This is a genomic window from Reyranella sp., from assembly GCF_965228225.1.
GTDB lineage: Bacteria > Pseudomonadota > Alphaproteobacteria > Reyranellales > Reyranellaceae > Reyranella.
Genome location: NZ_OZ245801.1, coordinates 1,659,931 through 1,673,022 on the forward strand (window position 1 = coordinate 1,659,931; position 13,092 = coordinate 1,673,022).

Below are 13,092 nucleotides of genomic sequence, written 5' to 3' on the forward strand. Positions count from 1 at the left end.
GAGGGTTCGATGCCGCTCGAGATCAAGAAGACGGTCCAGCAGATGGTCGACGAGGCCAACAGCCAGATCGAGACACTGTCGCTGGCCGACGCGATGAAGATGCACGGCCAGCCGGGCGTGACCTTCATCGACATCCGCGATCCGCGCGAGTTGTGGCGTGACGGGACCATCCCCGGCGCCATCAACGTGACGCGCGGCATGCTCGAAATGTGGATCGATCCCCACAGCCCCTACGCCAAGGATTATTTCCAGACCGGCAACAAGTTCGTGTTCTTCTGTGCCGGCGCCTGGCGCTCGGCCCTGTCGACCAAGACGGCGCAGGACATGGGACTGACGCCCGTCGCTCATTTCGAAGGTGGCTTCGGCGCCTGGAAGAAGGCCGGCGGTCCGGTGGAGACGGTCGAGCCCAAGAAGTAGGGTTCGGCCGTGAGCGTCGACCAGCCCGCCAGCCAGCCTACCGTTCCGCAGCCGGTCATCGACGACATTCCCGAGTTTACGTCGATCCCGGCCTATATCGCGCGGCATGCGCGACGCCATCCGGACCAGCCGGCGGTGAAGTGCGACGGGACGGTGCGAAGCTGGCAGGCGTTCGATGCCCGCATCAACAGGATCGCCCGGCGGCTGTCGGAAATGGGACTGGGGCGGGGCGACAAGATCGCGATCCTGGCCGCCAACTCGATCGAGTACCTCGAGACCTTCATGGGTGGCCTGCGGGCCGGCGTCTGCGTGGTGCCGCTCTCGACGATGGCCGCCGCCGATGCGCTCGAGAAGATGCTCGACGATTGCGACGCCAAGGTTCTGTTCCTGTCGGACCAGTATCGCGCGCTGGTCGAGCCCTATGAGGGGCGCCTTGCCAAGCTGGTGGCCGGCGGGCGCATCGCCTACGACTTCGCCCGGGCGGGCTGGCAGGATTTCGAAGCCTGGCTGGCACCGGCGAGCGATGCGCCGTTCGAGACGGAGATCGGACCGCTCGACGACTTCAACATCATCTACAGTTCCGGCACCACGGGCCTGCCCAAGGGCATCCTGCATTCCCACGCGCTGCGCAGCCAGCTTCCCGTGCGCTTCCCGGCCTTCGACTACGGGCCGGACACGATCTCGCTGGTTTCGACGCCGCTCTATTCGAACACCACGCTCGTGGCCTTGCTGGCCACCGTCGGCGTGGGCGGCACGTCGATCCTGATGCGCAAGTCCGATGTGGTGAAGTTTCTCGAACTGGCCCAGGCCGAGCGGGCCACGCATGCCATGCTGGTGCCGGTCCAGTACCAGCGCATTCTGGCCCATCCCGATTTCGACAAGTACGACCTCGGCTCCTTCAAGGCCAAGCTCTCGACCAGCGCGCCGCTGCGCGCCCAGGTGAAGGCCGACTGCCTCGCACGCTGGCCCGGCCGGCTGATCGAGATCTATGGCCTGACGGAGGGCGGCGGCAGCTGCATGCTCGAAGCCAACCTTCATCCCGACAAACTCCACACGGTCGGCAAGCCGGGCTTCGGCGTCGAACTCAAAGTCCTGGACGAGCAGGGCCGGGAACTGCCGCAGGGCGAGGTCGGCGAGATCGCCGGTCGCGCCGAGATGATGATGAAGGGCTACTACAAGCAGGACGACAAGACCCGCGAGCTCTTCTGGTACGACGCCGACGGACGGTTGTTCTTCAAGTCAGGCGACATGGGCAAGCTCGACGAGGACGGGTTCCTGATCCTGCTCGATCGCAAGAAGGACATGATCATCTCGGGCGGCTTCAACGTCTATGCCGCCGACATCGAGGTGTTGCTGCTGAAGCATCCAGACGTGATCGACGTCGCCGTGATCGGCGTGCCGAGCGATCAGTGGGGCGAGTCGCCGATGGCCTTGTGCGTGCGCCGCGCCGGCGCGACGGTGAGCGAGGACGCGGTCCGCGAATGGGCGAACGGCCAGCTCAGCAAGACCCAGCGTCTCGTGGCCATCGAATTCCGCGACTCGCTTCCGCGCAGCACCATAGGCAAGATCATGAAGCGCGAACTCCGAGCTCCCTACTGGGAAGGTCGGACGGCCAGGATCTGACGGCCAAGATTCGAGGATTAGCATGAGCGAACCGACACTCCGTTCAACCCATCTCTTCACGCTTGCTCTCCAGGTCGATCCGAACTTCGTCGACGTCGGCGAGACGCCCTATGGCCGCCGGCGCATCGCGACCGTGACCGGCGGCACGTTCGCGGGCGAGGAACTGCGCGGCACCGTCCTGCCGGCACCGGCCGGCGACTGGCTGCTGCAGCGGCGCGACGGCATCCTCCAGCTCGACGTGCGGCTCACCCTCAAGACCGACGACGGGCACCTCGTCTACATGAGCTATCGCGGCATGCGGCACGGTCCTGCCTGGGTGATCGAGCAGCTGAACAAGGGCGAGAAGGTCGATCCCAGCCAGTATTATTTCCGCGCCACGCCCTGGTTCGAGACGGCGTCTGAGAAGTACCGGTTCCTCAATCGCATCGTCTGCGTCTCGACCGGCCGGCGCGACCCTGCTGGCCCTGTCTATGAGGTCTTCCAGATCCTGTAACGGTGGGCGGGGCAGCCAGGCGGCATCACGAGAGCCGAGCGCCTCGGGCGTTCGGCGCGGATCAGTTCAGGACGAGATATCTCAAGATCGGTGTCTTCCAGACAAGCGCCCAAAGTCGACCCCATGTCCTTTCATAGGCATCAGCGTCCGCACGGGGCAAGAGTTCAACGCCCTGGCAGCGTAGTCGGCATACCACCGCGGCTTGCCAGGCGCGTTCCCCCTGGGTTCCGGTGCTCTCCGGAAGTCGGGCGATGCCGCGGATATGGCCGTATGCTTCAGGACACCACCCGTCAGGTTCGCCAAGCTTGGCGTAGAAGCTCACGGTGTAACCGATGCTCGATGCACTTGGCATGATGCGAACCTGGCTGACGACAAGTGGAAATTCCTGTCGGTCGCTTGAGCCGGTCGCGACGACAGACGTCGATGCTCCAGTCCTTGGCGGGTCGCCCCCCTGAAGAGGACCATGTGAGGTCTGAACGATGCGCTCAGGAACCGCTGCCTGTCGTGGCGACGGGGCTCTGTTCGGCTTCTCCAGAACGGTGAATTTACGCATTGGGTTCCTCGGACCATGGACGGAGCGATCGGCCAGATTGCTCGCGGGACGGCACTCGTAGCGAGACAGTCCCAAACAATGGTGAGAAGCGCAGCGCTCTCTGTGTTTCCCCATGCTTCTACGGCAACGCCGGAAAAGCAGGGCAACGACAATCTGCCATGTCTGAGCGCCACGCCGGCGGGCTGCCCGATGCACTGCGCATCGATGGGAGGTTCTCGTCCCAACGTGTTTCCAGGCGTTTCTCGACGCGCGAACGCAACGAACGGAAACCACTCGGAGCGCGCCCGTCTTGGACAGTTGGAATGAGGCCGCCGATACTCGCTTTGACAGCAGGCGAGGACAAGAATGAGCTGGCGCCACTTCATCACACGTGCCTTCGCCATCTCACTCGTGCTTGCGTCCCTTGTCGTGGCGTTGCTTCTTGCGACATCAGGCAGTGAGGGCGGGATGAATCGCGGGATGGATCGCCCATCCGATCACATAGGTCTTTCCATGTGACAGGCACGTCGCGGTGCGCGCCTGCGCGAGCGCCACGACGATCAACGGGACGACCACCGCAGCGCCTGGAGAGCGACGGCGCAGACCACTCAAAGCTCTCGTCTGTTCGGCTATGGAATCCCGTGCGTGCCATTGCGGTCGACACCGCCGGGTGGCGGCTTCTGTTGCCTGCCTGAAGGACCGCCGGGTGGACCGCTCGATGTGCCCCGGCCTTGGATTTCGTCGGCGGTCAAACGGCAGTCGCGGTTGCGGTCATAGCGGGCGAAGAGGGGATTGGGCTTGTCGGCGAACTCACGAATGCCGATTTTCCCATCCGCGTTGTCATCGAAATAGGCGAAGTCCGCCTTGGAGAAGACCGGCTCGTACTTGCCGAGGGTCGCGAACTCCGTCCGGTCCAGTCCGCCGTCGCGGTTCTTGTCCGAGCGCGTGAAGAGTTGCTCCATGTAACGTTTCCATTCCTCGCAGGTGAGGATGCCGTCGGAATCGGCGTCCCAGCGCGAGAGCCCTGCGAGCAGAGGATCCGAGGTCGGCCGGGACGCGGGCGTTGATTCAGGCGTCGGCTGTGCGAGCAGGGGAGCCCCGCCACCGATCAGCGTTACAACAAGAACAGCGGTCAGGAGGACGCGCGGGAGCCCTCGCACTGGCTGAGCGGACAGGCCAGGGGAGCGTCTCTTTCGAATGCGGGGAATCGCAGGGGTGGACCACGCTGGGCAGACCTTTGTGAGAGAGGGCAAAGGTCGCTTGCGAGAGGGAGGCCCAGCGTGATCCGAGAGCACAATGACACGTCCATCACGCCCCTGGTCCTGCGGAGCCGTCGAGATTTGTAACGGACCCCATCGCCCGCCGGAGCCGACATTCCTGGATACGATTGATCGATCATCGATCCATGCATCTGCGGGGGCGGGCGCTGATGGCTCCGAAAGCCGATCGATACAAACGCGCGCGCCGTGGCTCGCACGGCAAGCGGCTGCGAAGTCTGTTCGTCGCATGTTCATGGCGCCGAGAACTCCTTCCGGCTGTGGGAATGTCGTGTCTCGCGGGCGCACCACGCTTTGCGGCCGCGAACGTCGGCAACGAGCATCGCGCCCGTGGATCGGCATTCCCGAGGGCGGTGCCGCGGGACCGGCTTTGCGTCAGGCATCACCTTGAGGATCAAAAGCGTGCGCCGAAGCTGAATCGGATGTTCTGCAGCTTGTCCCAGGATTCGTATTGGAGAGGCCATGCATAGTCGACGCGTATTGGTCCGAACGGAGAGGCCCACTGGATCCCGATCCCGGCCGATACGCGCATCATCTCGCTCGTCAGGACCGAGGTGCTGTTCGAAGTCGCCGACTGCACGCCCCACAGCGATCCGATGTCTGTGAACGCCTTGCCAAGCAGCCCGACTTCCTTGGGCACGAGGGGAAGCGGAAACGAGAGCTCAGCCGAGGCGGTGTAGAAATATGTGCCCCCGAGGGAATCGGTGGTGTAGCCGTCACGCGGACCGACGCCACCGACGGCGAAGCCGCGCAAGGAGTCGCCGCCCAGGAAGAACAGGTTGTTCAGGCGGACGTAAGCGTTGCCATAGGGAGCGATGGCGCCGACGGAACCCGTTATCGAGGCGACGACCTCCGCGAAGAGCGGCTGAAAATACGCCGCATCGGCATTGGCCCGCACATAATACTGACTGCCCCCCGGGCCAGCGGCCGACAGGGTCCCGCGCAGCAGCCAGCCTTTGGTCGTGTTGAGACGCTGATCTCGCGTATCCCAGGCGACCGTCGTCGAGAGTTCCGAAAGCGTCGAGTAGCCGGCCTGGGCCTGGATGACGGACGACGCCCAGTACTGGACATCATAGATGTTGGTCTGCTTGAGCGTATAACGAAGCGTCTGTCGAAGCGTTTCGGTATAGGCCCAGCCGCCGCGCAAGGCGAAGCCGAGACTCGCATCGCTGTAGCTTGAAGTGCTCTGTCGATCGTTCTGTGTCACGAAGAGGTCGACGCCCGCTGACAGTTCGCGATCGAGGAAGTAGGGTTGTGTGAAGCTGATCGTGCCCTGGCTGCTTTGGGTGCCGAGAGACACGCTCATGTTCACGTCCTCGCCGGCGCCCCGGAGATTGCGTTCACGGACGGAGACCGTGCCGACCACGCCGGATGATGTGCTGTAGCCGGCGCCGAAGGAGATTTCTCCGGTGCTCTGCTCGACGACCTGAACCTCGAGGTTGGTCTTGTCCGGCGCCGACCCCGGTGCCGCGGCGATATCGACCTTCTCGAAGAAGCCGAGATTGCGCAGGCGCTGCTCGCTGCGGCGGACCTTGGCCGTGCTGAAGGCGTCGCCCTCGGCCAGACGGAACTCGCGGCGGATCACCTTGTCGAGGGTGCGCGTATTGCCCGAGATGTTGATGCGCTCGACGTAGACGCGGGGTCCTTCCTGGACATCGAAGGTCACGTCGACGGTATTGTTGTCCCGGTTGCGCCGGATGTTCGGCCGGACGTCCACGAAGGCGTAGCCCAGCGATCCGACCGCCTCGGAAATGTTCGAGACCGACTTTTCGACCGCGTTGGCGTCGTACCAGTCGCCCTCGGCGATGGTCAGAAACGTCTTCAGCACGTCGACGTTGAGGCCCTGGAACCGGCTCGTGACGTCGACCTTGCCGAACTTGTAGCGATCGCCCTCGTGGATCGTGAAGGTGATGAAGAACCCTTCACGATTGGGGGCGAGTTCTGCGACGGCCGAGACCACGCGGAAATCGGCATAGCCCTCGGAGAGGTAGAATTTGCGCAACAGCTCGCGATCGAGGTTGAGGCGGTCGGGATCGAAGCGGTCGTCGGAGCTCAGGAAGCGCCACCAGGCGCTCTCGGAGGTACGGATCTTGCCCCTCAGCGTGCCGTCGCCGAACGCCTCGTTGCCCACGAAGCTGATGCGCTTCACACCGGTGACATCGCCTTCGTTGATCTCGAACACGACATCGACGCGCCCCTGCTCGAGCCTGATGATCTTCGGCTCGACGGAGGCGTTGTAGCGGCCGCTGCGACGATAGATGGTCAGGATGCGATCGACATCCGACTGCGCGCGCGCGCGCGTGAAGACCTGCCGCGGCTTGGACTGCACCTCGTCGCGCAGCTTGTCGTCGTCGATCTTCTTGTTCCCCTCGAAGGCCACGCGATTGATGATCGGGTTTTCCGTGACCTTCACGACGAGGGTCGTGCCCTGCATCTCGATCACGACGTCGGAGAACAACCCCGTCGCGAACAGCGCCTTGAGCGTGCGGTCGGCCGCGGCCGCGTCGAACGGCTCGCCGACCTTGAGCTGCAGGTACGACCGGATCGTCTCCGGCTCCGAGCGAACATTACCCTGGATCTGAATCCCGGAAATCGCGCCGCCTACGGCAGCCCCACGCTGCGCGTGTGCCGGCCAGGCGATTGCCCACAGAGCGACGAGAGCAAGCAGCGCCGCGCCGAGCGGCGGCCACCGATACATGTCCGGCCGAGAGAAGGTCAACGTGAGCAACGGGCACCAAGCCCGCCATCATGTCCCTGCACTGACGCTATGCTTCTGCCCACACGAACCTCCACGAAGATCTCAGCGCTTCACTCGATGCAGATGTGTATGGGCGATGAATCGGGCGGACGGAGAGCGCTGTCCCTGGAGATTTGTGTCCGCACCTTTCTGCGTCAGGAATGGAAACAAGGAGAAGGAACAAACTCCAGGCGATGAGGAGAGGTCGCAGTGCTGCACGAAGACGCGCGTGCTGACGTCCTGGTCGGGCCTGTGTCGCCGACAGGTGAAGAAACCCCATGTCGCATTTGACTCGCCGGCAGGGTTGGCCTCGCCAGCGAGTTCCGCGAGGCTATGGTTCGATGCCGTGCTCGGCCAGGAATTCGCTGAGCTCTCGAAGCGGCGTCGCAAGCCCCACGAGATAGTGACCTTGCATCAGGATCTCTTCGAGTACCATGGCCACGACCTGGCCCTGCGAGAGTGGGACTTTGACGCCGTCCGGCTGCTGCCAGATGAAAGCCGCTCCTCGCTCGGCCTTCAGCGCGTTGAGCGCGGACACGGTGCTGTCGGAGAGCGGCGACACGGTGCCAGCGAGAATCCCGATAACGTTGCCATCCTTGTCGAAGAGCGGGCTGCCGGCCAGCCCGGAGTTGTAGTTGCCGCCAAGAATGAGCTTCTTGAAGGACCGTCCGGTCTCGATCTGGACTCGATGGATACCCGAAACATATCCCAGGAAAATATGCGCCGAACCGCCCATGTGCCCAGCCGGGTATCCTATGGCTGCCGTTGCAGTGCCGACGGGTACGTCCTGCAACCGCGCGAGCTCCAGCGGTCGACCGGGAACCGGCGCTTTCGGGAGGAGGAGGGCGAGATCCATTTGTTGATCACGCGCAACCACCTCGGCCATGATCGTATCGCCGGACGGCAGACCGACGATCACGTCCGTGCAGCCGCAGATCGAATTGCTGGAAGCCAAGAGGTGTCCACTTTTGTGCTTGAACGCCGTGCCAACGATGCCGGACGCCTGGCAGGTGATGCGAACGATGGATGGAGTTCCACCGGGGAACCGCCCCGTGGGGAAAGCCTCGGGGGCGGCCGCAATGCTCTCATCGGCCGCGAGCGATCGTGTCTGCGCCGATGAACCGCCGATGGGCGGGACGCTCGCGATGGAGACAAGTAGCGCAGCGGAAACGAGGCGCCGCGCACCTGCCCATGGTGCCGTTATCCGGTGGCTCATTTCGACGCGTCCTTGCGGAGGTTGACGGCCGCCAAGCGGGCATGCCCCCTTGTCCGATAGGACGAGCCGCTGAGTGCTGCATACCGATGGGATACTGCAAAGAAGCAGAAGCGGCGGTTGCTCTCGATCAAGACGCCGGCGGGCTCGCCCCAGACCTCGATCATGTACGGTTCGCTCATCGCCTGATGCCTCATGTCGTTGTTGCTCGCACCTCGTCTTCCAACCGTACGGGAGTCGCGAAATGCACGAAACATCACGCGCCGAAGGATTTGCTTCTGAAGATGTCGCCATTCGGAATGGCAACGTGCGGTGACAAGTGATGCGTGAAGAGGGAGCGCAACATCGGCTGGAAGATCACTGCGGGCTGGAGTGAGCGGCCCGTCTCGGAAGGAGAGCTGCGGGGATGCGTATATCCGCATCCGAAAAGTGGAAGGGTCCCGCGCCTCCCTGTCGGCACTGTCTTGATACCGGGCAGGGAGGCGCGGGTGCCGGCGCCCGGCGGGGCTCGAGTGCCGTCGGGACCGGCCATCGACCAAGGGGCTGGTTCATTGGCCGATGATCGACAAGCGGCGACCTTCCAGGTGTTGGTTGCGCGCCCGCCGATTGGCTACGGCTTCCCGAACCGGTAGGTGGCCCCCAGCATCACGGAGATATCGTTGTTGGTGTAGGTGCCGGGATTTGTCGTTCCGTAGTAGCGCGCATCGAGGTTGACGCGCATCGAGGGACTCGCGTTGTAGCCGACGCCGATGATCCCCTGGTAGGCGAAGTTGGTGCTGCACATCGTGCAGCCGCCACCCAGGCTGGGGTCGACGAAGGCCAGGCCGATGCCGGCGCCGGCATAGGGCGTGATCATGGCGCCGGGCCGGAAATCGTACAGGCCGTTCACCATGGTAGACAGCTGGTTGATCTGACCGGTGGCCCATCCGTTTGGAGCAAAGGGCGCCGGCCCGTTGCCGCCGTTGTTGCGATACATGACCTCCAGTTCGAGGCGCGGACCGAAGAAATCGAAACCGGCAACGCCGCCGACGGCATACCCCGTCTGGTTACTGTTGCCGTTGCTGTTCAGCAGCCAGTTGAGCCCACTCTCCAAGCCGACATAGAACCCCGTGCCCTGAAGCGATGAACCCGCCTGCTGCGCGGAGGTGGCGATCGGTGCCAGGGCGAGCAATGCGCCAACCGCGGGGAGTGCGATCTTCAGGGCGCGGTGGCGATTGAGTTCACGTTGGTGGTTCGGCACGTTCGTCAGCGACAACGTATTCTTGCGACTTCTCGCCATACAGTTTCCTTTCAGAGGGCGCTCGATGCGAGCGCCTGAAACCTATGCGTTGACGTGCTCGCTTTGAATGCGCGGCAGCGATCGACTTGTTTCTGAGCGTGTCGGTCGCCCGCCGGGAAGCACGGCGTGACAAAGTTGTTGGCGTGAAGGCGAGGGAGACCGGCCGGTCGATACGTGGAACGAGTCAGGCCTCGCCGGCTTTTCGAAAGAGAGCCGCCGATCGGTACAGGCTCAGAGCGGTTCGACGCGCAGTCGTATCCGTGCGCGCAGACCGTGCGGTTCGCAATCATGGAGGGTGAGTATTCCTCCATGATCGCGCGCAACCTCGAAGGCGATGGCCAGTCCGAGTCCGACACCGCCGGGATCCTGTCGGGCGGGATCGGAGCGGTAGAAGGGCGCGAAGACGGCCTCCTTCTCTTCGTCCCGAATGCCGGGACCATTGTCCTCGACATCGATTACGGCGGTTTTTCCTTCCCGCTGCAGGCGGACGACGATGCGCGTTCCGTACTTGGTGGCATTCTGGACGAGATTCGTGACGGCGCGGGCCAATGCCTGTGGACGCAACGTGACGGCGAGCTTGTCCGGGCCCACATAAGCGATTGCGAACCCCGCATCGGCGAAATCGCTGCAGATCGATTGCAGGAGGGAGGGCAAGTCGGCACGGACGCGTGTTTCCCGTGCGCTCACATGCCGGAGACTGGTGACGGCCTCCGAAATCGAGGTGTCCATGAGCTCGATGTCCCGCAGGATGCCGCGCTTCGCATCCTCGCTGACGACCTCCTCCGCGCGCAACCTCAGCCGGGTGAGGGGGGTCCGCAGATCGTGACTGATCGCCATCATCATCTGCGTACGATCGTCGATCAGGCGGATGATGCGATCGCTCATCCGGTTGAAAGCGGCGGTGGCGAGCCGGATCTCGGCGGGACCTTCCTCGGCGAGGGGCTGTGCCTGCCCCGCCAGGCCGAATTTCTCGACGGCCGCGGAGAATCGTCTCAGCGGGGCGACGACGCGCAACGCGGTCCAGACAAACAGCGCGATGCTGATGATCGCCAGGAAGAGCAGGGGAGGCAGCAGCGGTATTGGTGCCGGCGGCGGTGGATCGAGCTTCAGATGGAAGATCACCGGCGTTCCGTCGGAGAGAGCAGCGGTCACGGTCATGTGGTGATCTGGCTGATCGACGACGGCCGTGACTCTGCTGCCGCTTGGCAGTTCACGGGCGATCAACTGGAGGATGGGGTGGCCTTCCGTGGCTGCCGTTGGCGGTGCAGGGGCCTTGGGCGGTGAGGGGTCGATCGTGAGATCGCCGCTCTTGTAGGCTGCTGCGACCTCGGCGCGCCCGGAGGACGGCAGCGCCTCCAACGCCCGCATGATGGTGCCAATTCTCGTTGCGCTGCGATGCGGATTTGCGGGCGCCGCCTGCTCTTGGGGCAAATTGAAGACCACGAACGTTATGACACTCAGTGCCAGCAGGCCCGACGTGAACACCAGCGCCGTGATCTGCACGGTTATGCGGCCTGATCGCAGCCAGTCTCGCACTCTCATTCGGACACGACTTCCGGTGTGAAGATATAGCCGCCACTGCGTACGGTCTTGATCAACTCCGGGTCACGCGGGTCGCGCTCGATCTTGCGCCGGATGCGACTGACGAGGATGTCGATGCTGCGGTCCAGCGGAAGCCCGGCACGGCCCTGGGTCAGGTCGAGAAGCTGATCCCGGGTGAGGGTACGCTGCGGGTGGCGGCAGAACGCCGTGAGGAGGTCGAATTCGGCGCTGGTGAGTATGACCCGGCTGTTCTCGGGATTGAGCAGTTCGCGCGCGACGCTGTTCAGTTGCCAGCCCGAGAACCGCAGGATCGCGGGTGTGGCGGCTTGCATGATCGCCGGCATGGCACTGGCGCGCCGCAGGACGGCCTTGATGCGGGCAAGAAGTTCGTATGGGTCGAAAGGCTTCGCGATGTAGTCGTCCGCGCCCATCTCCAGCCCGACCACCCTCGCTGTCGGCTCGCCACTCGCGGTCAACATGATCACAGGCATCGCGGAGTCGGCCCGGATTCGCCGGCAGATGCTCAAGCCATCCTCGCCGGGGAGCATGATGTCGAGAATCATCAGGTCGATGCGAGCAGCCGGGAGGATCTTGTCCATGGCGCGCGCGCTGTCGGCGGCCGACACCCGGTAGCCGTGCTTCTGCAGGAAGCGCGACACCATGGTCCGAATTTCGCGATCGTCCTCGACGATCAGGATGTGTGATGAGCGAGCCATCAGGGTAGTCATACAATGGCTTGCCGGATGAAACTGGTGCAATTGTCCGTTTTCGAGCCGCCTTCGGCTCGGAACCCTGTCAGAATGGAAATGGCGGCGTCGATTGCTCGATCAGCTTCTGCTGTTCGGTCGAGAGCGTGGCCGTCAGCCTCCGCAAAGCGTCGCTGATCTTGCGTAGATGGTCCAGTTGACGGGCGGCCTGCCCCTCGGCCGTGTCCAGCCGCTGCAAGATGGAGGGATCTGCAGCTTCGGGGGGCAGCTTCGCGCAGTCTTGACGCTCTCCCCTGTCGCTTTCGCGGGAGATCGCATCGACTTCCTGCCAGATCGCCAGCTGCTGCGGCGAGAGGTCGAGCCGTGCCTTCAGATAGGCCCGACCGGCGGCGCGGTGCGCCAGACGCTCGAGACAGGCGTCCGCCAAGCCCGGCCATGCGGGCGGGCGTGGCTTGCCCTGTGCAGGCGCCCATCCCATGCCCGGTGCGAATGGGGGCGCGCCCGGGGGCGGAGGTGCCATCATGCCAGGCAGGGGCGAGAAGCCCGGAGGGGGAGCGCCTGGCGGCAGCGGCTGTGCGGAGGCCGTCCAGGCCGCGCCGATCAAGCCGATGGTGGTGCCAAGTAGCGAGTGAATTCGTGACATGAAACGTCCCCAGTTGTGCGCCTGGCGACACTCGCACGATTTCGGCGGAAAGGAGCACGGTGGTGCTTCCGAGTTGGTGCCTGCACTTTTCCCGAAACCCGTCCGAAATGTCCGGAAACAAGATTCCCCGCCGACTCGCCTGCACCTGCATCATGCGGCGGAAGGCATCAGGTCACTCCTGCGGCTTGCCGGTTTCGCAGCCTCGGCTTGCGAGGCTGCGGAAAGCCGTTGGCGAGGCCCTCGATGAGCGTCCGGAGCTTCCGGCGCAGCATCTCGGGGCGGACCTCGTAGTATGCCCGCACCAGCACCAGTGTTTCGCGCCGGGAAAGCAAGTCGAGTTCCGGCTGGGCCCGAGTCGCACGATCCGGGGCGAGGCCACCTTTCGGTTTGGATCTGCGCGGGGTACCGGTCGCGAGTTCCGCGAAGAAATAGTCGACCGGCACATCCAGTACGGTGGCGAATTCGAACAGGCGACTCGCGCCCATACGGTTCGCCCCGCGTTCGTACTTCTGCACCTGTTGGAAAGTCACGCCGGCTGCTCGTCCCAGTGCCGTCTGGCTCATGCCCAGCAGGGACCGTCGCTGCCGTAACCGGCTGCCGACATGTACGTCGACCGGATGGTAACCCAC

The 13,092-nt window shown here is 64.0% G+C and carries 12 protein-coding genes; 3 read left to right on the top strand and 9 right to left on the bottom strand.

The window, feature by feature from the left end; genetic code table 11:
- Positions 1-9: 9 nt before the first annotated feature.
- From ACO07K_RS07970 to ACO07K_RS07980, 3 genes are read left to right on the top strand one after another with little or no spacing between them, the layout of a single operon-like run.
- The gene (locus tag ACO07K_RS07970) at positions 10-417 is read left to right on the top strand and encodes a rhodanese-like domain-containing protein (protein WP_422035381.1); all 408 of its coding nucleotides are present in this window, start codon (positions 10-12) and stop codon (positions 415-417) included.
- Between the two features lie 9 nt (positions 418-426).
- Positions 427-2,040 (top strand): class I adenylate-forming enzyme family protein, encoded by a 1,614-nt coding sequence (locus ACO07K_RS07975; protein ID WP_422035382.1) that lies wholly within the window; start codon positions 427-429, stop codon positions 2,038-2,040.
- A gap of 22 nt (positions 2,041-2,062) precedes the next feature.
- Positions 2,063-2,533 carry a DUF3237 domain-containing protein gene (locus ACO07K_RS07980; RefSeq protein WP_422035383.1) on the top strand — a complete coding sequence of 157 codons (471 nt, stop codon included), beginning with the start codon at positions 2,063-2,065 and terminating at the stop codon, positions 2,531-2,533.
- A 1,161-nt stretch (positions 2,534-3,694) separates the two neighbouring features.
- Here the strand turns inward: ACO07K_RS07980 and ACO07K_RS07985 are convergent.
- The 9 genes from ACO07K_RS07985 to ACO07K_RS08025 all read right to left on the bottom strand — a co-directional run bounded on the left by ACO07K_RS07985 (position 3,695) and on the right by ACO07K_RS08025 (position 13,092).
- Positions 3,695-4,027 carry a hypothetical protein gene (locus ACO07K_RS07985; RefSeq protein ID WP_422035384.1) on the bottom strand — a complete coding sequence of 111 codons (333 nt, stop codon included), beginning with the start codon at positions 4,025-4,027 and terminating at the stop codon, positions 3,695-3,697.
- A 709-nt stretch (positions 4,028-4,736) separates the two neighbouring features.
- Entirely contained in the window at positions 4,737-7,070 is a 2,334-nt protein-coding gene (gene bamA, locus ACO07K_RS07990) for an outer membrane protein assembly factor BamA (protein WP_422035385.1), read from the bottom strand.
- 340 nt (positions 7,071-7,410) lie between these two features.
- A complete protein-coding gene (locus tag ACO07K_RS07995; RefSeq protein ID WP_422035386.1) occupies positions 7,411-8,295 on the bottom strand; it encodes a S1 family peptidase in 885 nt (294 codons plus the stop codon).
- Complete coding sequence (locus tag ACO07K_RS08000; protein WP_422035388.1) at positions 8,292-8,474, bottom strand: hypothetical protein; 183 nt, start codon at positions 8,472-8,474, stop codon at positions 8,292-8,294. The genes ACO07K_RS07995 and ACO07K_RS08000 overlap by 4 nt, the downstream gene beginning before the upstream one ends.
- 428 nt (positions 8,475-8,902) lie before the next feature.
- Positions 8,903-9,571 (bottom strand): outer membrane protein, encoded by a 669-nt coding sequence (locus tag ACO07K_RS08005; RefSeq protein WP_422035389.1) that lies wholly within the window; start codon positions 9,569-9,571, stop codon positions 8,903-8,905.
- 231 nt (positions 9,572-9,802) lie between these two features.
- On the bottom strand, positions 9,803-11,074 hold the full coding sequence (locus ACO07K_RS08010; protein WP_422035391.1) for an ATP-binding protein: 1,272 nt from the start codon (positions 11,072-11,074) through the stop codon (positions 9,803-9,805).
- Between the two features lie 35 nt (positions 11,075-11,109).
- Positions 11,110-11,841 carry a response regulator gene (locus ACO07K_RS08015; protein WP_422035392.1) on the bottom strand — a complete coding sequence of 244 codons (732 nt, stop codon included), beginning with the start codon at positions 11,839-11,841 and terminating at the stop codon, positions 11,110-11,112.
- 67 nt (positions 11,842-11,908) lie between these two features.
- The gene (locus ACO07K_RS08020) at positions 11,909-12,247 is read right to left on the bottom strand and encodes a Spy/CpxP family protein refolding chaperone (protein ID WP_422035393.1); all 339 of its coding nucleotides are present in this window, start codon (positions 12,245-12,247) and stop codon (positions 11,909-11,911) included.
- Positions 12,248-12,630: 383 nt separating this feature from the next.
- A complete protein-coding gene (locus ACO07K_RS08025) occupies positions 12,631-13,092 on the bottom strand; it encodes a helix-turn-helix domain-containing protein (protein ID WP_422035394.1) in 462 nt (153 codons plus the stop codon).